11 protein-coding genes are annotated in these 25,270 nt (G+C 65.6%); 10 read left to right on the forward strand and 1 reads right to left on the reverse strand.

Features of this window, described 5'->3' with window-relative positions:
* Nucleotides 1-9 precede the first annotated feature (9 nt).
* From AC5Y4T_RS21765 to AC5Y4T_RS21810, 10 genes are all read left to right on the forward strand, one after another.
* Nucleotides 10-732, forward strand: coding sequence for a DUF1906 domain-containing protein (locus AC5Y4T_RS21765; protein ID WP_499955294.1), 723 nt, complete (start codon nucleotides 10-12; stop codon nucleotides 730-732).
* Nucleotides 733-1,262: 530 nt separating this feature from the next.
* Nucleotides 1,263-10,535, forward strand: a complete 9,273-nt coding sequence (locus tag AC5Y4T_RS21770; protein WP_499955296.1) for a fatty acid synthase subunit beta domain-containing protein — start codon at nucleotides 1,263-1,265, stop codon at nucleotides 10,533-10,535.
* Nucleotides 10,536-10,563: 28 nt separating this feature from the next.
* Complete coding sequence (gene acpS, locus AC5Y4T_RS21775; RefSeq protein ID WP_499915260.1) at nucleotides 10,564-10,962, forward strand: holo-ACP synthase AcpS; 399 nt, start codon at nucleotides 10,564-10,566, stop codon at nucleotides 10,960-10,962.
* Between the two features lie 84 nt (nucleotides 10,963-11,046).
* Entirely contained in the window at nucleotides 11,047-12,375 is a 1,329-nt protein-coding gene (locus tag AC5Y4T_RS21780; RefSeq protein WP_499915262.1) for a dipeptidase, read from the forward strand.
* A 224-nt stretch (nucleotides 12,376-12,599) separates the two neighbouring features.
* On the forward strand, nucleotides 12,600-14,366 hold the full coding sequence (locus tag AC5Y4T_RS21785; RefSeq protein ID WP_499955298.1) for an NAD(P)/FAD-dependent oxidoreductase: 1,767 nt from the start codon (nucleotides 12,600-12,602) through the stop codon (nucleotides 14,364-14,366).
* Between the two features lie 93 nt (nucleotides 14,367-14,459).
* The gene (locus tag AC5Y4T_RS21790) at nucleotides 14,460-20,057 is read left to right on the forward strand and encodes a type I polyketide synthase (RefSeq protein ID WP_499955300.1); all 5,598 of its coding nucleotides are present in this window, start codon (nucleotides 14,460-14,462) and stop codon (nucleotides 20,055-20,057) included.
* A gap of 34 nt (nucleotides 20,058-20,091) precedes the next feature.
* The gene (locus AC5Y4T_RS21795) at nucleotides 20,092-20,937 is read left to right on the forward strand and encodes an ABC transporter ATP-binding protein (RefSeq protein ID WP_499955337.1); all 846 of its coding nucleotides are present in this window, start codon (nucleotides 20,092-20,094) and stop codon (nucleotides 20,935-20,937) included.
* Nucleotides 20,937-21,794 carry an ABC transporter permease gene (locus tag AC5Y4T_RS21800; RefSeq protein WP_499955302.1) on the forward strand — a complete coding sequence of 286 codons (858 nt, stop codon included), beginning with the start codon at nucleotides 20,937-20,939 and terminating at the stop codon, nucleotides 21,792-21,794. Before AC5Y4T_RS21795 ends, AC5Y4T_RS21800 begins: the two co-directional genes overlap by 1 nt.
* Before the next feature lie 42 nt (nucleotides 21,795-21,836).
* Nucleotides 21,837-23,192, forward strand: coding sequence for a cation:proton antiporter (locus AC5Y4T_RS21805; RefSeq protein ID WP_499955304.1), 1,356 nt, complete (start codon nucleotides 21,837-21,839; stop codon nucleotides 23,190-23,192).
* A gap of 146 nt (nucleotides 23,193-23,338) precedes the next feature.
* On the forward strand, nucleotides 23,339-24,706 hold the full coding sequence (locus tag AC5Y4T_RS21810) for a cytochrome P450 (protein ID WP_499955306.1): 1,368 nt from the start codon (nucleotides 23,339-23,341) through the stop codon (nucleotides 24,704-24,706).
* Here AC5Y4T_RS21810 and bcp read toward each other — a convergent pair.
* A complete protein-coding gene (gene bcp / locus AC5Y4T_RS21815; protein ID WP_499955308.1) occupies nucleotides 24,703-25,176 on the reverse strand; it encodes a thioredoxin-dependent thiol peroxidase in 474 nt (157 codons plus the stop codon). The genes AC5Y4T_RS21810 and bcp overlap by 4 nt on opposite strands.
* Nucleotides 25,177-25,270: the final 94 nt, after the last annotated feature.

Raw genomic sequence — 25,270 nt, forward strand, 5'->3', positions numbered from 1 at the left:
CTGTGGCCTGTGTTATCCGTTTCGCGTCGCGATTTGCTCAAAATCGCGGCCGCGACCCCGGCCCTGCTTGGCGCGGGCGTCGCGGGCGCGTCGCTGAGCGTCCCGAGGGCATCGGCGTCGCTCGGCACTCTGCTGGACTACGCGGCCGGAGTCATCCCGGCCAGCCAGATCCGGGCGGCCGGCGCACTGGGGTCGATTCGGTACGTTTCCGATCGGCGCCCCGGCGGCAACTGGATGCTCGGCAAACCGATTCAGGTCAGCGAAGCGCGTGACCTCGACAGCAACGGGCTCAAAATCGTGTCCTGCTATCAGTACGGCAAGGCCAGCACCGCGGACTGGCTGGGCGGTGCCAACGCCGGCCTGCAGCACGCGCAGCGGGGGATGCAGCTGCACGCCGCGGCCGGCGGGCCCGCCACCGCGCCTATCTATGCCTCGATCGACGACGACCCGTCCTATGAGCAGTACAAAAGCCAGGTGGCGCCCTACCTGCGCTCGTGGGAATCGGTGATCGGCCATGAGCGCACAGGCGTGTACGCCAATTCGAAGACCATCGACTGGGCGCTGCATGACGGGTTGGGCTCCTACTTCTGGCAGCACAATTGGGGCTCGCCCAAGGGCTACGCCCACCCGGCAGCCCATCTGCACCAGGTTGAGATCGACAAACGCAGCGTCGGAGGGGTCGGCGTGGACATCAACGAGATCCTCAAGCCCCAATTCGGCCAGTGGGCCTAGCGGCCGATGCCGTCGCCGGGCGCGGCCGAGACTCCCGTTCTTAAAAATTCCAGCAAACACTCGTTCGCTCATTTTCTAGAGGCGCGCGGGCGGCCGATCGGGGTCAGCCGCGGCCGACGGCGCCGCGTCGCCACTTTGCGACCGAAAATTTTTATGTAACGATTCGATAACAAGACAGCTTTGATCTGCGCAGTTATAGCTACTCGACCGTAACCACCTGCATGCAGCGGGTTTGTGAATCGGCTCCGCGCCGCCGGCGAAACCGCGTGTTACCCAGGACACGGTTACCCATGCGTAGAACTCACCAGTAACCGATCCTCACGCAAAACGAGGGCCGATCCTTATGACACTCTTAGTACAGCCGATGGAGTCCGTCGCGCCGCCCGCGCGGTTCGCCGACAACACATCGGCCGGCCGTTTCCCGGTTAGTGATTCGACGCTGAACCACGCCGCATCGACAGGACCCCGCCCTGCGGTGGTGAACCGCCAGACGAACGAGACCTAAAGACGCATACAGGGGAGACAACAAGGTGACGATCCACCAGCACGATCGGGTGTCCGCTGACCGCGACGGGCACGGCCCGCAGGGGAGTCAGAACTCCCACGCCGGGGACGCCCTCGCTCTGGTCGACCGGCTGACGGCCGGTGAGCCCTACGCCGTGGCATTCGGCGGCCAGGGCAGCGCCTGGCTGGAGACCCTCGAAGAACTGGTGTCGTCGGCAGGGATCGAGTGCGAACTGGCAACGCTGGTGGGCGAGGTCAACCTGCTCTTGGAACCGGTGGCCAAAGAGCTGGTCGTGGTACGTCCGATCGGCTTCGAGCCGCTGTCGTGGGTGCGTGCGCTGGCGGCCGAGGATCCGATCCCGTCGGACAAGCACCTCACTTCGGCCGCGGTGTCGATCCCGGGCGTGCTGCTCACCCAGATCGCGGCCGTGCGTGCGCTGGCCCGGCAAGGCATGGACCTGAAGGCGACACCGCCGGTCGCCGTCGCAGGACACTCGCAAGGTGTGCTCGCCGTCGAGGCGCTGAAGGCCGGCGGTGGCCGCGATGTCGAGCTGCTGGCAATGGCCCAGCTGATCGGTGCGGCCGGGACGCTGGTGGCCCGTCGGCGCGGCATCTCGGTGCTTGGCGACCGCCCGCCGATGGTGTCGGTCACCAACGCCGATCCCGAACGCATCGGCCGGCTGCTCGACGAGTTCGCACAGGACGTGCGCACCGTGTTGCCGCCCGTCCTGTCCATCCGCAACGGCCGCCGCTCGGTCGTCATCACCGGCACCCCCGAACAGCTGTCCCGGTTCGAGCTCTACTGCCAGCAGATCTCGGAGAAGGAGGAAGCCGACCGGAAGAACAAGCTGCGCGGCGGTGACGTCTTCGCGCCGGTCTTCGATCCGGTGCAGGTCGAGGTGGGCTTCCACACGCCCCGGCTGGCCGATGGCATCGACATCGTCGGCGGCTGGGCCGAGAAGGTTGGCCTGGACGTCGGGCTGGCCCGGCAGCTGACCGAGTCGATCCTGGTGCGTCCGGTCGATTGGGTGGAGGAGATCACCCGGGTCAACGATGCCGGGGCGCGCTGGATTCTCGACCTGGGGCCCGGCGACATCCTGACCCGGTTGACCGCGCCGGTGATCCGCGGTCTGGGTGTGGGAATCGTGCCCGCGGCGACCCGCGGCGGGCAGCGCAACCTGTTCACCGTCGGGGCCGTCCCCGAGGTGGCGCGGGCCTGGTCCAGCTACGCTCCGACGCTGGTTCGCCTGCCCGACGGCAGGGTCAAGCTGTCGACGAAATTCACCCGGCTGACCGGCCGCTCGCCGATCCTGTTGGCCGGCATGACCCCGACCACCGTGGACGCCAAGATCGTGGCCGCCGCGGCCAACGCCGGACACTGGGCCGAGCTGGCCGGCGGCGGGCAGGTCACCGAGGAGATCTTCGCCGACCGCATCGAGCAGATGTCCGGGCTGCTCGAGGACGGTCGTACCTACCAGTTCAACGCGCTGTTTCTGGACCCGTACCTGTGGAAGCTGCAGGTCGGCGGCAAGCGGCTGGTGCAGAAGGCGCGCCAGTCCGGCGCGGCCATCGACGGCCTGGTGATCAGCGCCGGCATCCCCGACCTCGAGGACGCCGTCGACCTGATCGAGGAGCTGGGCGAGGTCGGCATCAGTCACGTCGTCTTCAAGCCCGGGACCGTCGAGCAGATCCGCTCCGTCATCCGCATCGCGACCGAGGTGTCCACCAAGCCGGTGATCGCGCACATCGAGGGTGGACGCGCCGGTGGCCACCACTCCTGGGAAGACCTCGACGACCTGCTGCTGGCGACGTACTCCGAGTTGCGGTCGCGCTCCAACATCACCGTCTGCGTCGGCGGTGGCATCGGCACGCCGGAGCGGGCGGCCGAATACCTGTCTGGGCGCTGGGCGCAGGCGTACGGCTTCCCGCTGATGCCGATCGACGGCATCCTGGTCGGCACCGCGGCGATGGCGACCAAGGAGGCCACCACGTCGCCGTCGGTCAAGCGGATGCTGGTCGAGACGCAGGGCACCGATGAGTGGATCGGCGCCGGAAAGGCCTCCGGCGGAATGGCTTCCAGCCGTAGCCAGCTCGGTGCGGACATTCACGAGATCGACAACAGCGCGTCGCGGTGCGGCCGGCTTCTCGACGAGGTCGCCGGTGACGCGGACGCGGTCGCGGAGCGCCGCGACGAGATCATCGCGGCGATGGCCAACACCGCCAAGCCGTACTTCGGCGATGCCGGTGAGATGACCTACCTACAGTGGCTGCAGCGCTACGTCGAATTGTCCATCGGCGACGGCGATTCCACCGCAGACACCGCGTCGCCGGGCAGCCCGTGGCTGGCCGACACCTGGCGCGACCGTTTCGAGCAGATGCTGCAGCGGGCCGAGGCGCGTTTGCACACACAGGATTTCGGTCCCATCGAGACGCTGTTCGACGGGTCCACCGACGACGGCGTGCGGCTGCTGGAAAATCCTTCCGAGGCCATCGCCACCCTGCTGGCGCACTACCCCGACGCCGAACGTGTGCAGCTGCACCCGGCCGATGTCCCGTTCTTCGTCTCGCTGTGCAAGCTGCTGGGCAAGCCGGTCAACTTCGTGCCGGTGATCGACAAGGATGTGCGTCGCTGGTGGCGCAGCGATTCGCTGTGGCAGGCGCACGACGCGCGCTACGACGCCGATCAGGTGTGCATCATTCCGGGTACCGCCGCCGTGGCCGGCATCACCCGGATGGACGAGCCCGTCGGTGAACTGCTGGACCGCTTCGAGCAGGCGGCCATCGAGGAGGCGCTCGCCGCCGGGGTGGAGCCCACCGCGGTCACCTCCCGCCGGACCGGCCGCGCCGACGTCACCGGGCCGCTGGCCGTCGTGCTGGACGCCCCCGACGTCCAATGGGCGGGCCGCACCGCGACCAACCCGGTCCATCGGATCGCCGATCCCTCCGACTGGCTGGTGCATGACGGGCCCGAGAGCCGCCGCGCCACGCATTCGTCCACCGGGGCGCAGCTTCAGGTCGACGACGACCGAGTCGTGCTCAGCGTTCCCGTATCGGGCACGTGGATCGACATCCCGTTCACGTTGCCGTCCAACACTGTTGACGGCGCCACCCCGGTGGTCTCGACCGATGATGCCGCCACGGCCATGCGGGCGGTGCTGGCCATCGCAGCAGGCGTCGACGGGCCGGAGTTCGTGCCCGCCGTCACCGACGGAACCGCAACCGTCACGGTCGACTGGGACCCCGAGCGCGTCGCCGACCACACGGGTGTCACGGCCACTTTCGGAGAACCGTTGGCGCCCAGCCTCACCACCGTCCCCGACGCACTCGTCGGACCGTGCTGGCCCGCCGTCTTCTCGGCGATCGGCTCGGCCGTCACCGAAGCCGGTGTGCCGGTCGTCGAGGGCCTGTTGAGCCTGGTGCATCTCGACCATGCCGCCCACATGACCGGCAACCTGCCGAAGGCCCAGGCCCGATTGACAATCAGCGCAACGGCTTCGGTGGCCCTCGACACGGACATGGGGCGCGTCGTCCCCGTCTCGGTCACCATCGCCGACACCGACGGTCAGGTGATCGCCACCCTCCAGGAGCGTTTCGCGATCCTAGGACGCACCGGCGCCGCCGAACTGACGGACCCGACGCGCGCCGGTGGTGCGGTCTCGCAAAACGCGACCGACACTCCGCGTCGGCGCCGCCGCGACGTCGCCATCACCGCCCCGGTCGACATGCGGCCGTTCGCGGTGGTCTCCGGTGACCACAACCCCATCCACACCGACCGGGCCGCGGCGCTGCTGGCCGGCCTGGATTCGCCCATCGTGCACGGCATGTGGCTGTCGGCCGCCGCCCAGCACGCGGTGACCGCCACCGATGGTCAGGCGCGCCCGCCGGCGCGGCTGATCGGCTGGACCGCCCGGTTCCTGGGCATGGTGCGTCCCGGCGACGAGGTCGCGTTCCGCGTCGAGCGGGTCGGAATCGACCAGGGCGCAGAGGTTTTGGAGGTCGCCGCCAAGATCGGATCGGATCTGGTGATGTCGGCGACGGCACGCCTGGCGGCCCCGCGCACGGTCTATGCGTTCCCCGGGCAGGGTATTCAGCACAAGGGCATGGGCATGGACGTCCGGGCCCGGTCCAAGGCCGCCCGCAAGGTGTGGGACAAAGCCGACAAGTTCACCCGCGACACGCTGGGCTTCTCGGTTCTGCATGTGGTGCGCGACAACCCGACCAGCATCATCGCCAGTGGTGTGCACTACAACCACCCCGAAGGCGTGCTGTACCTGACGCAGTTCACCCAGGTCGCGATGGCCACGGTGGCCGCCGCGCAGGTCGCCGAGATGCGCGAGCAAGGCGCCTTCGTCGAAGACGCGATCGCCTGCGGTCACTCCGTCGGCGAGTACACCGCGCTGGCCTGCGTGACCGGCATCTACGAGCTGGAAGCCTTGCTGGAGACGGTGTTTCACCGCGGATCGAAGATGCACGACATCGTGCCGCGCGACGAGCTGGGCCGGTCCAACTATCGCTTGGCGGCCATTCGGCCGTCGCAGATCGATCTGCCCGACGACGAGGTTCCGGAATTCGTCGCCGATATTGCGGCGAATACCGGTGAGTTCCTTGAGATCGTCAACTTCAACCTGCGCGGGTCGCAGTATGCGATCGCGGGCACCGTGCGCGGCCTGGAGGAGCTCGAGGCCGAGGTGGAGCGGCGCCGCAAGATCACCGGCGGCAAGCGCTCGTTCATTTTGGTGCCCGGTATCGACGTGCCGTTCCACTCGCGGGTGTTGCGGGTCGGTGTGGCGGAGTTCCGGCGATCGCTCGACCGAGTCATGCCGCGCGACAAGGATCCCGACGTCATCATCGGGCGCTACATCCCCAACCTGGTGCCGCGTCCGTTCACCCTGGACCGCGACTTCATCCAGGAGATCCGCGACCTGGTGCCGGCCGAGCCGCTCGACCCGATCCTCGCCGACTACGACACCTGGCTCGCCGAGCGCCGGATCGAGATGGCCCGCATCGTCCTCATCGAGCTGCTGGCATGGCAATTCGCCAGCCCGGTGCGCTGGATCGAAACCCAGGACCTGCTGTTCACCGAAGAGGCCGCCGGCGGTCGCGGCGTGGAGCGGTTCGTCGAGATCGGTGTGAAGTCCGCACCGACCGTCGCGGGCCTGGCCACCAATACCCTCAAGCTGCCCGAATATGCCCACAGCACAGTCGAAGTGCTCAACGCCGAGCGCGACGCGGCGGTGCTGTTCGCCACCGACACCGACCCCGAGCCGGAGCCCGAGGACGAGCCGGAGGTGCCCGCCGAGAGTGCGTCAGCGCCGGAAGGGGCCGCGGCCACACCGGCCCCCGCCGCCGCGCCGACCGCGCGGTCGGGCGCGGCCCGACCGGACGACATCGGATTCGATGCCGCCGACGCCACACTCGCGCTGATCGCGCTGTCGGCGAAGATGCGCATCGATCAGATCGAGGAGCTGGACTCCATCGAATCCATCACCGACGGCGCGTCGTCGCGGCGCAACCAGCTGCTGGTGGACCTGGGTTCGGAGCTGAACCTGGGCGCCATCGACGGCGCGGCCGAAGCCGACCTGGCCGGGTTGCGCGCGCAGGTGACCAAGCTGGCCCGCACCTACAAGCCTTACGGCCCAGTGCTTTCCGACGCGATCAACGACCAGCTGCGCACGGTGCTGGGGCCCTCGGGCAAGCGCCCCGGGGCCATCGCCGAGCGGGTCAAGAAGACCTGGGAACTGGGCGAGGGTTGGGCGAAGCACGTCACGGTCGAGGTCGCACTGGGGACCCGCGAGGGGACCAGCGTCCGGGGTGGCGCCATGGGTCACCTGCACGAAGGTGCGCTGGCCGACGCCGCGTCCGTCGACAAGGCGATCGATGCCGCGGTGGCTTCCGTCGCCGCGCGTCGTGGCATCGCGGTTGCGCTGCCGTCTTCGGGCGGCGGTGGCGGAGCGACCATCGACGCCACCGCGCTGGGCGAATTCACCGACCAGATCACCGGCCGCGACGGTGTGCTGGCCTCGGCGGCCCGCCTGGTGCTCAACCAGCTGGGCCTCGACGACCCGGTCACCGCTTCGCCGGCGGCCACCGACGCCGAGCTCATCGACCTGGTCACCGCCGAACTCGGCGCCGACTGGCCACGCCTGGTGGCGCCGGTGTTCGAGCCGAAGAAGGCCGTACTGTTCGACGACCGATGGGCCAGCGCGCGCGAAGACCTGGTCAAGCTCTGGCTGAGCGACGAGGGCGACATCGACGCCCGGTGGGTCGATCTGTCCGAAAGGTTCGAGGGCGCAGGCCATGTCGTGGCCACGCAGGCCACCTGGTGGCAGGGCAAGGCCCTGTCGGCCGGCCGTCAGATCCACGCGTCGTTGTACGGCCGCATCGCGGCCGGCGCCGAGAACCCGGACCCGGGCCCGTACAGCAGCGAAGTCGCCGTGGTGACCGGCGCATCCAAGGGCTCGATTGCCGCGTCGGTGATCGGGCGACTGCTCGACGGCGGTGCCACCGTCATCGCCACCACGTCCAAGCTCGACGACGAGCGGTTGGCTTTCTACCGCGGCCTCTACCGCGAGCACGCCCGGTTCGGCGCGGCCCTGTGGGTGGTCGCGGCCAACATGGCGTCCTACTCCGACATCGACGCGCTGGTCGAGTGGGTGGGCACCGAGCAGACCGAAAGCCTTGGGCCGCAGTCGATTCACATCAAGGACGCGCAGACCCCCACGCTGTTGTTCCCGTTCGCCGCACCGCGGGTCGCGGGCGACCTGTCCGAGGCCGGCTCTCGCTCCGAGATGGAGATGAAGGTGCTGCTGTGGGCGGTGCAGCGGTTGATCGGCGGGCTGTCGAAGATCGGCGCCGAGCGCGACATCGCGTCGCGGCTGCACGTGGTGCTGCCGGGTTCACCGAACCGCGGAATGTTCGGCGGCGACGGCGCTTACGGCGAAGCCAAGTCGGCGCTGGACGCCCTGGTGAGCCGTTGGCACGCCGAGTCCTCGTGGGCGGCCCGGGTCAGCCTCGCGCACGCGCTGATCGGCTGGACTCGTGGCACCGGGCTGATGGGCCACAACGATGCCATCGTCGACGCGGTCGAGGAGGCCGGTGTCACGACATACTCGACCGACGAGATGGCCGCAATGTTGCTGTCGCTCTGCGACATCGAGTCCAAGGTCGCCGCGGCCGCCGCGCCGATCAAGGCCGACCTGACCGGCGGGCTGGGCGAGGCCAACCTCGACATGGCCGAGCTGGCCGCCAAGGCCCGCGAGCAAGCCACCTCGGCATCGGACGACGAGGCCGAAGCCTCCGGGGCCGAGGGCACCATTGCCGCGCTGCCGTCCCCGCCGCGCGGCTTCGCCCCGGCGCCGCCGCCGGAATGGGCGGACCTCGACGTCGACCCGGCCGATCTGGTGGTCATCGTCGGTGGCGCGGAACTGGGCCCCTACGGCTCGTCGCGGACCCGCTTCGAGATGGAGGTCGACAACGAACTGTCGGCGGCGGGCGTCCTGGAGTTGGCCTGGACCACCGGCCTTATCCGCTGGGAGGACGACCCCCAACCCGGTTGGTACGACACGCAATCCGGTGACCTTTTCGATGAGTCCGAGCTGGTGGAGCGCTACCACGACGCCGTCGTCGAGCGTTGCGGCATCCGCGAATTCGTCGACGACGGCGCGATCGACCCCGACCACGCCGCGCCGCTGCTGGTGTCGGTGTTCCTGGACAAGGACTTCGCGTTCGTGGTGTCCTCGGAGACCGACGCGCGCGCCTTCGTCGAGTTCGACCCGGAACACACGGTCATCCGGCCGGTGCCCGACTCCAGCGACTGGCAGGTCATCCGCAAGGCCGGCACCGAGATCCGGGTGCCGCGGAAGACCAAGCTGTCGCGGACCGTTGGTGCGCAGATTCCCACCGGGTTCGACCCGACCGTGTTCGGCATCAGTCAGGACATGGCCAGCTCGACCGACCGGGTGGCGCTGTGGAACATCGTCGCGACCGTCGACGCGTTCCTGTCGTCGGGATTCACCCCGGCCGAGTTGATGCGGTGGGTGCACCCGGGCCTGGTGGCCAGCACGCAGGGCACCGGCATGGGCGGGATGACGTCGATGCAGACGATGTACCACGGCAACCTGCTGGGCCGGAGCAAGCCGAACGACATCCTGCAGGAAGTTCTGCCGAACGTCGTTGCCGCGCATGTCATTCAGAGTTACGTCGGCAGCTACGGCGCGATGATCCACCCGGTGGGCGCGTGCGCGACCGCGGCGGTGTCGGTCGAGGAGGGCGTCGACAAGATCCGTCTCGGCAAGGCGGAGCTCGTGGTCGCCGGCGGATTCGACGACCTGACGCTGGAAGCCATCATCGGCTTCGGTGACATGGCGGCCACCGCCGACACTTCCATGATGCGGGGCCGGGGCATCCACGACTCGAAGTTCTCGCGGCCCAACGATCGACGCCGGCTGGGATTCCTCGAGGCGCAGGGCGGCGGCACGATCCTGCTGGCGCGCGGCGACCTGGCGCTCAAGATGGGTCTGCCGGTACTGGCCGTGGTGGCCTACGCGCAGTCGTTCGCCGACGGCGTGCACACCTCGATCCCGGCGCCGGGGCTGGGCGCGCTGGGTGCCGGTCGCGGCGGCAAGGATTCGATGCTGGCGCGGTCGCTGGCCAAGCTCGGGGTGGGAGCCGACGACGTCGCGGTGGTGTCCAAGCACGACACGTCGACCCTGGCCAACGATCCCAACGAGACCGAACTGCACGAGCGGCTCGCCGACTCGCTGGGCCGTTCCGAGGGCGCTCCGTTGTTCGTGGTGTCGCAGAAGAGCCTCACCGGGCACGCGAAGGGCGGCGCGGCGGTCTTCCAGATGATGGGCCTTTGCCAGATGCTGCGCGACGGGGTGATCCCGCCCAACCGGAGCCTGGATTGCGTCGACGACGAACTGGCCGGCTCGGCCCACTTCGTCTGGGTGCGCGAAACGCTGCGGCTCGGGGACAGGTTCCCGCTCAAGGCGGGGTTGGTGACCAGCCTTGGGTTCGGCCATGTTTCGGGGCTGGTCGCGCTGGTGCACCCGCAGGCGTTCGTCGCCGCGCTCGACCCGGAGCAGCGTGCGGACTACCAGCGCCGCGCGGGCGCACGCGTGCTGGCCGGTCAGCGTCGGCTCGCGTCGGCGATCGCCGGTGGAGCGCCGATGTATGAGCGGCCGCCGAACCGGCGCTTCGACAACGAAGCGCCGGAGAAGCGTCAGGAGGCCGCGATGCTGCTGAACCCGGCCTCGCGCCTGGGTGACGGCGAGGCCTACCGGGTCTCCGCCGGATGACGTCGGCGATCCGTTAGCCTGGCGACCCATGGGAATTGTCGGTGTGGGGATCGATCTCGTCTCCATTCCTGATTTCGCCGAGCAGGTCGATCAACCGGGAACCGTCTTCTCCGAGACGTTCACCCCGGGGGAGCGCCGCGACGCCTCGGACAAGAGTTCGTCGGCGGCGCGTCACCTGGCGGCCCGCTGGGCCGCGAAGGAGGCCGTGATCAAGGCATGGTCGGGGTCGCGGTTCGCCCAGCGTCCGGTGCTGCCGGAGGACATCCACCGCGACATCGAGGTCGTCACCGACATGTGGGGCCGCCCGCGGGTTCGATTGAGCGGCGACATCGCCAAGCACCTGGCCGACGTGATCATTCACGTGTCGCTGACGCACGAAGCGGATACGGCCGCCGCGGTGGCCATTTTGGAGACGGCGGCCGACTAGCGCTGGCGTCGAGGGTCACGCCAGCGTGACGCCCGCGAGCGGGAGGTGCCCCCAGCTCGGCGCGGGCCGACTAGCCTCGATCCCATGAGCGATCTGGTTGAGCGCGTCCGCGAGCTGCTGCCGTCGGTGCGCCGCGATCTGGAAGACCTGGTGCGCATCGAATCGGTGTGGGCGGACCCCGGCCGCCGCGACGAGGTACACCGCAGCGCGCAGGCCGTCGCGGATCTGTTGTCGCAGGCCGGTTTCGGCGATGTACGCATCGTCAGCGAAGGGGGAGCGCCGGCGGTCATCGCTCACCACCCCGCGCCTGCCGGCGCGCCGACGGTGCTGCTGTACGCCCACCACGACGTGCAGCCCGAGGGCGACCGCAGCCAATGGGTGTCGCCGCCTTTCGAGCCCACCGAGCGCGACGGCCGGCTCTACGGCCGCGGAACCGCCGACGACAAAGCCGGCATCGCAACGCATTTGGCGGCATTTCGGGCGCACGACGGTCAACCGCCGGTGGGCGTCACGGTCTTTGTCGAGGGCGAGGAGGAATCCGGGTCGCCATCGCTGGGCCGGCTGCTGGCCGCCCACCGCGACGCGCTTGCCGCCGACGTGATCGTCATCGCCGACTCGGACAACTGGAGCACCGAAGTCCCGGCGCTGACGGTGACGCTACGGGGCATGGTCGACTGCGTCGTCGAAGTCGCCACGCTCGATCACGGCCTGCACTCCGGCATTTGGGGCGGCGTGGTGCCCGACGCGCTGAGCGTGCTGGTGCGAATGTTGGCCAGCCTGCACGACGACGACGGCAACGTGGCCGTCGCCGGACTGCACGAAAGTACCGCCGCCCCAGTGGATTACCCACCCGAGCGGGTGCGTTCGGACTCCGGCCTGCTGGATGGGGTGTCCGAGATCGGATCGGGTTCGGCACCGCAGCGACTGTGGGCCAAACCCGCGATCACCGTGATCGGTATCGACACCACACCCATCGAGAAAGCCTCGAACACCCTCATCCCACGGGCCCGGGCCAAGATCAGCATGCGCGTCGCGCCGGGCGGGGACGCCGCGGCGCACCTGGATGCGTTGGCCGCCCACCTGCAACAGCACGCGCCGTGGGGCGCACACGTCAGCGTCACCCGCGGCGACGTCGGCGAGCCCTACGCCATCGACGCAACCGGCAGCGTCTACGACGCGGCGCGGGCCGCGTTCCGGCAAGGGTGGGGGACCGATCCGATCGACATGGGCATGGGCGGATCGATCCCGTTCATCGCCGAGTTCGCCGAGGCATTCCCGCAGGCGAAGATCCTCGTGACCGGCGTGGAAGATCCCGCCACGCAAGCCCACAGCATCAACGAGAGCCTGCATCTGAGCGTGCTCGAACGCGCGGCCATCGCCGAAGCTCTGCTATTAGACAAAGTAGCTAAATAAACGTTTTCCTGGCCATTGAGGCCAGGGTAGCCAGAAAACAGCGACGCCGTCTGGCGAAGTCTTCCGCTTTCGCATCGATATCGCTTCTGCCCCATCACATTCCGTGGAGCAGTTCCTCAGCGACCCTCGGCATCAAAGCCATCTGCTCGTTCGCTTGCAAGGTCCATCATTTCGTGTAACCTTCTTAAATATTAAGTAAGTGAATAGATTGGGAGTTGCGAGAGGTGGACGTGCGGGCGCAGCTGTCGCACTTGAGCTCGGAAGCACGCGAGACCTTGGCGACCAGGATCAAGACCCTGTTGGACGACGACAGCCTGGCCGCCGATCACGACGTCGCCGTCATCGGGGGCGGCGTCGCCGGCCTCACCTTGGCGTTGGAAATCCTCACAGCGCGCCCGCTGACCAGGATCCTCGTCATCTCATCGAATGCCCACCCCGTGCCTGAGGTCACCCACACGGTAGGCGAGTCGACGGTCGAGGTTTCCGCACATTACCTCCGAGAGCGCCTCGGATTGGCCGACCATTTGCATAGCTCGCAACTCCGCAAAATGGGATTGCGAATGTTTTTCTCGAACGGCGCAAACACCGACATCGCGCGGCGCCTGGAGCTTGGCAGCTCCTCTTTCATACCCCAGGTGACTTACCAAATCGACCGCGGCAGGTTGGAGAACGAGCTCAACCGGCGTTGCCTGTCCGGCGGGGTCGAAATCACCTGCGGGCGAGTGGTATCGGTCGATCGCGGACCAGGAGTCCGCTCACACCTCGTTTCCGTGCAGAGCGGTGACACGATTACCCGCACGACGGCACGCTGGGTCGTCGACGCGTCGGGGCGAAACCGTGTGCTGCCGCGTCGGCTGAAACTGACGCGCCCCAACGAGCACAACTGCAATGCGGTGTGGCTACGCGTCGGCGCTGAATTGAACGTGGGCGAGTGGAGCGACGACCCGACGTGGCAAGCGCGACTCGTCGAGGGTGATCGTGGGCTTTCAACCAATCATCTGATGGGGCAGGGCTACTGGGTTTGGCTGATTCGGCTCGCGTCGGGGTCTACCAGTGTCGGCATCGTCGCCGACCCCGCCTTCCACGATTTCGACCGTTTCAACACGCTCGCCAAAGCCAGGTCTTGGCTTGCCGAGCACGAGCCACAGTGTGCCGCGGTCCTGGCGGAGCACGAACACTTGATAAAAGACTTCAGGGTCATGAAGAACTACAGCCACAGCGTCGATAAAGTCTTCGATGGCCGTGACCGCTGGTGTCTGACCGGGGATTCCGGAGTCTTTCTAGATCCGTTGTATTCATCGGGACTCGATCTCATCGCGATCGGCAACGGCCTGATCACCGACATGATCGCCCGCGACCTCGACGGTGAAGACGTCGTCGCACGAGCGGGCATCAGTGACTCGTTATTCCGATCACTCACCGAAATGTGGCTTGCTGTGTACTGCAATCAGTACACCCTGATGGGCTCGCCCACCGTGATGTCGGCCAAAGTGATCTGGGATATCGCTTTCTATTGGGGATTCATAGGTCTGCTCTATCGCAACGGTCGATTCGTCAGCGTCGCGGACGATCCTCAGGTCGTGCCGCACTTGAAGGGCCTCATCAGTCTCAGTAACCGTACCCAGGCGTTCTTCCGGGAGTGGGCCGCCATCGAAACGTCTCCTCCGTCAGCGGGATTCATTGATTTGTACTCGCCTTTCAATTTCATGGTGACCCTCCACACCGCAATGATGCGAGAAAGCGACGAGTTCTCCGCGCAATTCGACGCGAACGCCCGGCTGCTACATCAGCTTGCGGGCCAGCTGGTCGACACCGTGATCTCTGAGAAAGCCGGCATTTTTGGCCAAGATGACGTCATGCGGCAGGTGCAATCCTGGCAGCGGGATCCTCTTCTGCGCGACCTCCGGTCCATCTATCGCCGCGAGCAGATCACCAACCCGATTCGCCGAGAGTGGATTCTTGGCGCCGCGACCGCGCTAGAAGCAAGTTGACCCGAAGAGTAATCGGCCACGAAAGCCGCGAGCCGACCTTCTGCTGGCGATCCGGTGTGAACCCGTGAACGGCTTTGAGGCGAAAGGATGAACATGCGTAGCGCACAGGGAATGCGCGAGCCCTTGGCAATCGTGGGAATCGGGTGTCACTTTCCGGGCGGTGCTTACACGCCGCACAGCTATTGGAGTCTGCTGGCCAGTGAGACCGACGCCACGTGCACAGTCCCTGAGACACGATGGAACGCTGCGAAATACCACGACCCGAATCCCGCCAAAGTCGGCAAGATGGCGACCCGACGGGGCGGGTTCCTCAGCGAGATCGACCAATTTGACCCCCAGTTCTTCGGTATCTCGCCACGGGAGGCGAACTTAATCGATCCGCAGCAACGCCTCTTGTTGCGGACCACCTGGGAGGCGTTGGAAGACGGCGGGATTCCCGCGGACAGCCTCGCCGGGACTGACGTTGGTGTGTTCGTCGGAGGCTTCACCCTCGACTACCAACTTCTGCAGAATCAGGGGCGGGTCAGCCGCTATCGCTTCAAGAGCCATTCCGCCACCGGGATGATGATGACCATGCTGGCCAACCGGATCTCGTTCGCTTTCGATTTTCGCGGACCAAGCATGACGATCGACACGGCGTGCTCGAGCTCGCTCGTCGCGGTGCATCTTGCGGCGCTGAGCATCTGGAACGGCGAATGTGATTTGGCGTTGGCCGGTGGCGTCAACATCATGATCGGACCCAACACCGCTATCGCCGAGTCGAAGAGCGGATTTCTCAGCCCGGACGGGCGCTGCAAGGCTTTCGACGAATCCGCTGACGGTTACGCGCGAGGAGAAGGCGGCGCGGTCGTCGTCATCAAACCGCTGGAGCAGGCCCTCGGTGATGGCGACCAAATCTACGCCCAGATCCTCGGCACCGCGGTGTCACAAGATGGTCGCACCGACGGCATCACCGTTCCCAGCGCTCAGGCGCAAGAAGCCGCAATCGCCACAGCCTTGCGGAGAGCGGGCGTTCGGCCCGATGAAGTCGGATATGTGGAGGCACACGGCACCGGAACGCCCATCGGTGATCCCATCGAGGTCCGGGCGCTGGCCAATGTCCTCGCCGCCAACCGTCCGGCTTCGGATCCGCTGCTTATCGGATCGGTCAAAACCAACATCGGCCATCTCGAGGCGGGCGCGGGGATAGCCGGACTGATCAAAGCAGCACTGGTGCTCAAACATGGCTACATTCCGGCTAATCTGCATCTGAGGAATCCGATTACCGCAGATAGCACGGGAATTGACATTCCCCGCGTCGGTCGGCCGTTTCCCGACAGCAAGCGGCGCGTCGCGGGCGTCAACTCGTTCGGCTTCGGCGGCACCAACGCCCACGTTGTGCTGAGTGAACCCCCCGTTGGGGCGGGAGGCAACAACGCGGATTGCTCTCAGCCGCTGCCGCTGGCCGTGTTGCCGATTTCGGCGCGCAGCGAAGAGGCCCTGGCAGCGACAGCCGAGCGATTGGCCGAGCATGTGAGCCTTCACCCCGACATCACACTGCTGGACCTTGGATACACCCTGAGCCGTCGGCGCTCGCACCTGAATCATCGTCGTGCAATTGTCGCGGGCGGCCTCGCCGAGGCGCGGGACCAACTTCGGGCGGTCGCTGAACACGGCTCGCTGGGCCGCACGCCATCGACCGCGCCCAAGTTGGCATTCGTCTGTACCGGGATGGGACCCCAGTGGTGGAAGATGTGCCGAGGATTGCTTGACGTCTATCCCGCTTTCACCGACAGCATCATGCGCAGTGACCGCGAGCTGTCCCGTTACACCGGTTGGTCGTTGATCGATGAACTTCGAACTGACGAAACCCGCTCTCGGATGGCGGAGACGAATGTAGCCCAACCCGCCAACTTCGCCGTTCAGATAGCGCTTGCTGAGCAGCTCAAGGAGTTCGGCGTCAGACCTGACGCCGTGGTTGGGCACAGCGCCGGCGAGGTGGCCGCCCATTATCTGGCCGATCTCCTGACCTTCGAACAAGCAATTCAAGTGATCTATCACCGAAGCCGCCTGCAGCAGCGCACCAGTGGATTGGGCCGGATGCTCGCCGTTGGGCTCAGCGCCCAAGCGCTCGCAGAATCGATCGACGACGGAACATTCGAGGACAGCCGGCGAATATCCCTCGCCGCGGTCAACGGCCCGTCATCCGTCACGGTCGCGGGCGATAGCGACGCGCTGGACGACATTGCCCGCCGACTGGACGAACTCAGGGTGTTCAACCGGTTCCTCACCGTCAAAGTCCCGTATCACACCCATTACATGGAAACAGTGCGAGATGAGCTCCACGCCGCGCTGGAGGGGCTGTCTTCCAACGCCGCGACGATCCCGCTGTACTCCACCGTGACCGGCGAACGACTGGATGGATACGCTGCCGGCGCCTCCTACTGGTGGCAAAACACCCGCGCCACAGTTCTTTTCGAACCCGCGATCAGCAGGATGCTCGATGACGGGTACACCCACTTCGTCGAGCTGGGACCGCATCCGGTGCTGGCGACGTCGATTGTCGAGATCGCGGCAGCCCAGAAGACGGACGTTGTCGTCTTGGCGGCCCAGCGCCGCGGCGATGACGATAGTCGGACGCTGATGAACTGCGTTGCGGCGCTGCACTGCAATGGTCACCCGGTGGGGTGGGACGCTCTGTATCCACGACAGGCGGCGCGGCTGCTGAGCCTTCCGTTGTACCCGTGGCAATCGAAGCGGTACTGGAACGAGACCCAGGAAGCTGCGGAGGACCTGCACTACCATCCGGTGCATCCGCTTCTCGGGCAATCGGTGAGTGCGGTGCACCCCACCTGGGAAGTCGAGTTGAGCACGGCGGCCGTGCCTTTCCTCGCGGATCACCAGGTCCAGGGAAGTGTTCTGGTGCCCGGGGCGGTATTTATCGAGATAGCCCTGGCCGCTGGAAAAGAAGCGTACGGGTCAGCAGACCACAGAGTAGACAACTTGACGCTGCGACGCGCCCTCATCCTCGACGACACCTGCGACCCCATTCTCAGGACGACCCTCAACCAGGACACCGGCGCGCTCGAATTCGCCGCATTCACAGCAACAGCCGGTGGGGACCTGAAGTGGACGATAACGGCAACCGCCGAACTCAGCACACTGCCTACGTCGCCTGACCGCGCCGAGACCCGCTGTGGCACGGAACAGGTCACCACGATCGACGGTGACGAGTTCTATGCCCGTACCCGAGCCGCCGGATTGAATTACGGTGATGCGTTCCGGACTGTCACCGGGGTCGCTGCAGGAACTGGGTGGGCGAGCGCCCGCGTCACCATCCCCGCGCAGCTCGACGACGAAATCGACTCGTATCGCTTCCATCCCGCTCTTATCGACGGCGCCTTCCAAACACTGCTCGGCGCACCTCTGTTTGGGAACGACCAACATGAAAGCCCTTACCTTCCCGTCCGAATCCGCCAATGCGCCATATATCGTCCGCCCGCGCAAAACATGACCGTCCACGTGCGTGTCGTATCGGCCGACGAAGACGAGATTCACAGCGACATCACGATCGCGAACGAAGACCGACAGCCGCTCGCTGTCATCAACGGCTTCGTCGTGCAATCCCTCAGTGCGTCATCTCGCATCTCGCCCGAGCGAGTCGACAAGGGGCTCTATGAAATTCAGTGGGTCGCGCATGCCGGCATCCAGCGAGATCAACACGAGGACGCGGTCGCGACCGACGGCACGTCGTGGCTCATTTTCATCGATTCCGCCGGTACCGGAACAGCGCTCGCGGAGGAGATGCGCCGAAGCGGCCAGCGCGTCCGAACGGTCGAGCATCGACCCGTCGATGCGCTGACAGAACTTGACGGCGGGTACGCCCTTGATCCGCAGCGCCCCGAGCAGCTGCAACAACTGCTTCACACGCACTTCGACAGGCACGGCGACCTCTCCGGCATCATCGACTGCTGGCCGTTAGACATCAGCCCGCTTCCAGACGGTGAATCACCTCGCCTCGGCGTCATCGAGCATGTCGGCCAAGACAGCCGGTCTCCGGACGAGGGTGTCGCTGAAACGAACGAACGCCTAGGCCTTTTCACCATCCTCCACTTGGCCAAGGCCCTCGCGGACAACGACACCGTTCAGCCACGCCTCTACCTGGTCACCGCTAACGCGCAACCGGTACTTCGAACCGAACCGCTTGCCGTCGAACAAGCGGCCATCTGGGGACTCGGTCGTGTGATGGGTCATCAGGAACTGGTCAAAAACTGGGGCGGACTTATCGACATCGACGACGGCGACCGCCCCGAGACAGTTGCCCGAATCTGCGAGCATCTTCTCGTCGATGAGACCGAGGACCAGCTCGCCATCCGCGGCGGTGCGACGCTCGTTCCGCGCTTTCGCCCGATCAGCAGCCTGACGAGGCCCTTCCCAACCAAGCTCACCCCCGACGCCACCTACGTTGTCACCGGCGGAGCAGGTGCCCTCGGTCGTACCGTAGCCACATACCTCGCCCAGCGGGGAGCGCGGCATATCACGTTGCTGGGCCGCAGCGAAATACCGCAAAGGATTCATTGGCCGTCCCTGCCCCGCGACCATCGGCATTACTCAACGGTCAACGCGATCCGACACATCGAAAGCCTCGGTGCTCGGGTCACGACGGCCAGTGTCGACATAACCGACCGCGATCAAGTCGAATCTTGGTTGAGTCAGCACATCCGAGACGGAGGTCATCCGGTTCGTGGAATCGTCCATGCCGCAGGGTCTGTCGACGATCGACTCCTCGTGAATATGACCGAAGCGCATTTCGCCACCGTGATGGGGCCCAAAGTCACCGGTACTCGGGTGCTGCACAACGCTTTCAAAAAACACGAGCTGGAATTCTTCGTGATGTTCGGATCCGCAGGGTCGGTTATCGCATCGCCGGGGCAGGGCAACTACGCCGCCGCCAACGCATTCCTCGATGCCTTTGCGCACTACCGACAGTCCGAAGGATTGCCGGCGCTCACTATCGGGTGGGGCCCCTGGTCAGTCGGCATGGTGGAAGAGCTCAACCTCGAAAGGGTTTACGCTGAGCGAGGAATCGAGCTGATCACGCCCGCGGCCGGCACGCAGATCCTCGATCGACTAATCAACCAAAAAGCGCCGAACGTCATCGCCATCAGCGTCGACTGGACGCGGGCCCGCCGTGTCGGGCTTGTCGGACAACTGCCGTCGATGTTCTCTGAACTGGGAACAGATCAGGCTTCACCCGATGACACCGATTCCGAATCGTCCCTGCTCGACGCTCTCTCGGAATGCCCAGAAGCAGAGCGGCTCGACATGGTCAGACGCCTCGTGCGGCAAATCGTGTCCGCGGTGTTCGAGGTCGGCGTTACCGAAATCGCACCAGACGACGCACTCGACGATCTCGGGTTGGACTCAATGATGGCAATGGATTTCAGGACACGGATCAGCGCGACCTTCGCGATCGATCTACCGGTGCTGGAACTGCTCAGGGGGGTTAGCGTCAACTCACTGGCCGATCGCATACTCGTCGAGCTCCAACCAGGCGAGGGCAACCCGCCCGATGATCAGCGATCGGCAGCCCCCACGTTCGAAGACGTGGATCAGCTAATCGGGCAGTTATCTGATTCAGACCTCCGGCAAATGTTGGCCGATCTCCAGGGACGTCCCTCCGAGGATGGGGCAGAAGGAGCACAGCCGTGAACCCGGCACCACCGGCGTCGGTTCGGTTATGACAATGGCCGACCGCACATTCGCGGTGCATGTTCGGGGCCTGTCGAAAGCCTACGGACAGTTGCAGGCGGTGCGTGATCTGAATCTCGATGTCGGCCATGGCGAGATTTTCGCGATCCTCGGGCCGAACGGTGCGGGTAAGTCGACGACCATCGAAATCCTTGAGGGGCACCGACACCGCGATAGTGGGCACGTGCGAGTTCTGGGTGAAGACCCCGGAACCGCGGGGCGTAGTTGGCGCGCCAAAGTCGGCGTAGTGCTACAAGAAGTCAGCGACTCCGGCATGCTGACGGTGTCCGAGACCGTGCGAATGTTCACCAAATGCTATGAGAAGGCGCGTGTTCCGGAGGAAACGCTTGAACTCGTGGGACTCGCTGCTGTTTCCGGCTCCAGAGTGAAAAATCTTTCCGGTGGGCAGCGGCGCAGGCTCGACGTTGCTCTCGGCATCATCGGCTTGCCCGAACTGCTCTTCTTGGACGAGCCGACGACGGGTTTCGATCCAGACGCGAGACGCCGATTCTGGGACCTGATCAGGTTATTGGCCAGCGATGGCACAACCATCCTGTTGACCACCCACTATCTCGACGAGGCTGCCGCCCTGGCGGACCGCGTGGCGGTCCTCGCCGGCGGCAGGGTGGTGGCTCTCGACTCGCCGGACAGACTGACCGAACACGTGAAATCCGCCGCGACGGTCCGGTGGGTGGAGGGAGACCGGGTCCACGTGGAGGAGACGGATCACCCCACCGATTTGATCAGGCGGCGCTCGAAGGAGGGAGCGGAGTTGGCTCAGCTCACGGTCTCTCGTCCGACGCTCGAAGACGCTTATCTTCAGTTGGTCGGACTGGTGTGATGGCCATCGACCGCGTCGAAAGCGCCGCGTCCCCGAAACAGGGCCTCTCGGCAGTAAAGTCGCCGCTCCCGTCGCCGCTGCGCATCGGGGCATCCCGAATCGTGCCCGAGTTGAAGATGTTCTACCGCCGGCCGGAGCAACTGGTTTTGACATTCTCGATGCCGGCCGCGATCGGTATCCTCCTAGGCTCGATCTTCTCGATGAAACTGCCGCATAGCGATACCAGCACGGGCGCTGTGATCGCCGCGAGCATTCTCGCGTACGGGATCCTCTCGACTTCGTTCATCAACCTTGGTATCAGCATCGCTGCCGACCGTGAAAGCGGTGCGCTCAGAAGGCTCCGGGGTACCCCGGCGACCGCGACGTCGTACTTCATCGGAAAAGTTTCTCTGGTTGCCGTCGCCAGCCTGGCCGAGGCGGCTGTACTCCTGTCGGTAGGCGTGCTGGTCTTCAAATTGCATCTACCGACAACTGGTTTCGGATGGTTCACGCTGATCTGGGTGTTCATCCTGGGCATCGTCAGCTGCTCGTTACTGGGCATCTTCGTCAGCAATCTGGCGAGCAACGCGGTATCGGCCGCCGTGATCACGAACGGGCCGGCGGTAGCTCTGCAATTCGTCTCGGGCACATACGTTCCGCTGATGGCTTTGCCGGCATGGATGTTGACCCTCGGTTCGGTGTTCCCGGTCAAGTGGATGGCTCAAGGATTCCGCTCGGTGCTGCTGCCACCGGACATGGCCGCATTCGAGCCGGCCGGCAGCTGGGAACACGGGATGACGTTTCTGATGCTGACGGTATGGAGTGTCGGCGGACTGATCGCCTGTCTCACCGTTTTTCGTTGGTCGGACACAAAATAACGGGTTTCTCACATGCTGCACTACTGCCGATAGGAAGCAACCATGCCTTCCCTACTCGCTATCACGTCTCACTTCTTCCTCCAGATCGCATTCATACTGCTTACCTACCGTCTGTTGTGGCCGCTCTTCCGCCGCTTGGGTCAGGTGCAGGTGGTGGCGATCATGGTGGCTGGATTCGTGCTCGGCCCTTCGGTTTTGGGCTGGATATGGCCGGCGGGGCAGCGATGGTTGTTCCCCACCAAGCTGACCATCGGCGCGGAAACCTTCACCCACCCAAACCTCACGGCCATCTACGTCGTCGGCCAGCTCGGGCTGGTGCTCTATATGTTCCTCGTGGGCGCGTCTTTGAAGCTGGAAATTTTGAGCGCACATTTCAGGCAAGCGGGAGCCACCGCGGCCGCCGGTATCGGTGTTCCGTTGGTGCTCGGCGGCGTCACGGGTTGGCTGATGGTCAGCTTTGGCGGCTACTTCACAGCCAAGGTGGCGCATTGGCAAGGCGGCCTGTTCGTCGCCTCCGCGATGGCCATCACGGCATTCCCGATGCTGGCGTGGATTGTTTACGACTCCGGATTGCTCAACACCCGATTGGGGACAATGTCGCTGTCGTGCGCCGCTGTTGACGACGCCTGCTCGTGGATTCTGTTGGCGACGCTGGTCGCGACTTCCAAGGGAACCCTGTCCGGAGCGGTTCTGGCGATCGGAGGCGGGTTGGCGTACTTGCTGTTCATGGTGTTCGTCGGCCGGCCGCTACTTGCCAGATTGGAGACCTGGACACCGCGGCGTACCGCGGTCGAGCGCACGGGCGGGTTGTCTATCGCGCATCTGTCCATCGTCCTTCTCGTCGTGCTGACTGCGAGCTGGTTCACCGATCTGGTCGGAATCTATTCCGTCTTCGGCGCTTTCGTGGCCGGTGCGGTGATGCCGCGCGGTGCCTTGCTCGATGCAATCCGAGACCGGTTCGAACCGCTGGTCGCATACCTGTTGATTCCGGCCTTCTTCATCTACTCGGGGCTCAACACTCAGCTCAGCCTGATCTTCGACGGATCCACGCTCCTGATGGCGATCGTCGTCTTGGTCGTGTCGTTCGCCGCGAAGTTCGCCGCCATCGGACTGACAGCGCGTTGGCAGGGCATGAGTTGGAACGAAGCCGGCGCGATGGGGGCTCTCGCGAACGCCCGCGGCCTGATGGAGCTGATTTTGATCAACATCGGACTCGACGCGGGACTGGTCACCGGCAAGACCTACACCATCCTGGCGCTCATGACGATCATCACCACCTTCGTCGCGACGCCCCTGCAGCGTGTGTTCGAACGTCGGCTGAAAAGACTGGGATCCGTGTTCGGGCCCGCGGGCGAAGAACCTTGCCCCGAAGGCGTTGGCGGAGCGAAGCGGCAATAACCACCTTCACCACCCCACCGGATCGGCGAAGCCTGTTGTAGGCCAACGAGGGCTGAAGCGAAACTCGAGCCGGATGCCTGTATAGATCGACCGTCGCGCCGCATACTGCTTCTATATCCAGCCACTCGTCCGCAGGAGACGCCACCGTGAGCACGGAAGACACCCTGACCGGAGACGCCGGCAACACCAACCGTTACCACTTCGATCGCCACACCCCGGAGTACCGCGAGCGGTTCACCGCAATCACCGAGGACATGCACGCCAGGTGCCCGGTGGCGTGGACCGAAACCTACGGCGGGCATTGGGTGGCCGCGGGCAACCGGGCAGTCTTCGAGCTCGCTCGATGCCCGCACGTGTCCAACGACCACGACGTGACCGGCGAAGGCACCGGCTACAAGGGCATCACAATCCCCACGCTGCCGCAGGGCACCGGCGTCCGTGGCGGCATGCTCGAAATGGACGAGCCCCTGCACTCCGCCTACCGCGGCATCCTCAACCCCTACCTGTCGCCGGCGGCCGTCAAGCGCTGGAAACCATTTGTCGACGAGATCGTGCGGGCGAGCATCGACGAGAAGATCGAAGTCGGACGGATCGACTTCGTCGACGATCTCGCGAATGTCGTGCCCGCCGTCCTGACTCTGGCAATGATGGGCGTTCCGCTGAAGAAATGGCAGCTCTACTGCGAGCCGGCCCACGCCAACGTGTACACCCCCGCCGATTCCCCGGACGCCCCAAGGGTTTTGGAGCAGACGATGGCGATGGGGGCGGACCTGTTCAACCACCTTCTCGAGATCCGCGAGAACCCGCGCCCGGGCATAGTGGACGCATTGGCCAGACTGAAGATCGACGGCGAACCCGCCCCCGACGCCGAACTGCTCGGAATGCTCGGCTTGATCATCGGCGGGGGTTTCGACACGACGACGGCGCTGACCGCGCATGCCCTCGAATGGCTGGGCGAGAATTCCGAGCAGCGCGAACTGCTCAAGCGGGATTTAGCAACGCTGCTCGACTCGGCGACCGAGGAATTCCTGCGTTACTTCACGCCCGCGCCCGGCGATGGTCGCACGATCGCCGCCGACCTCGAACTCGCGGGCACGCGGTTCAAGGAGGGGGATCGCCTGTGGCTGTCCTGGGCGATGGCCAACCGCGACCCCGCGGTGTTCCCCGATCCGAATCGATTGGACCTGAGCCGAAAGAACAACCGGCACTTCAGCTTCGGGCTCGGCATCCACCGCTGCATCGGCTCCAACGTCGCGCGCGTCGTGTTCAAGTCGATGCTCACGGCGGTGCTCGATCGGATGCCCGACTATCGCTGCGACCCCGATGGCACGGTGCACTATCCGACGATCGGCGTGATCCAGGGCATGCAGCACCTGCCGGCGATCTTCACCCCCGGCAAGCGGCTTGGCCCGGGGATCGACGAGACGCTGGAGAAGCTGCAGCGGGTCTGCGACGAGCAAGGAATCGCGCGGCCGATCACCGAATACACCGAGGCCGCCGTCATCGGCGACTAGACCGACAGGTCGCGGCGAAGCTTGGCGACATGGCCCGTCGCCTTCACGTTGTACTGCGCGACGGCGATCTTGCCCTTCTCGTCGACCACGAAGGTGGAGCGGATGACGCCGGTGACCTTCTTGCCGTACATCTGCTTCTCGCCGTACGCGCCGTAGGCCGTCAGGACCTTGCGGTCGGGGTCGGACAGCAGCGGGAACGTCAGCTTCTCGGCGTCACGGAACTTGGCGAGCTTCTCCGGCTTGTCGGGGGAGATTCCGATGACCTCGAGGCCGGCGCCGTTGAGCTCGGCCAGGCTGTCGCGAGAGTCGCACGCCTGCTTGGTGCAGCCCGGCGTCGACGCGGCCGGGTAGAAGTACACGACGACACGACGCCCCTGGTAGTCGCCCAGCGACACCTTGTTGCCGTCGGCGTCGGGCAGGCTGAAGGTGGGCGCCTTATCACCCGGAGCAAGCCGCGTGGTCTCGGTCAAGGTCAGCACCTTTCTGTTCACCGGAGCGACGGGGTTACCGCCAGCTGATCTAGGGTAGTTCGGGCAGGTGTAGGAGCTGGATAGTGGGCGACTT

Source organism: Mycobacterium sp. NGS11 (assembly GCF_059813315.1).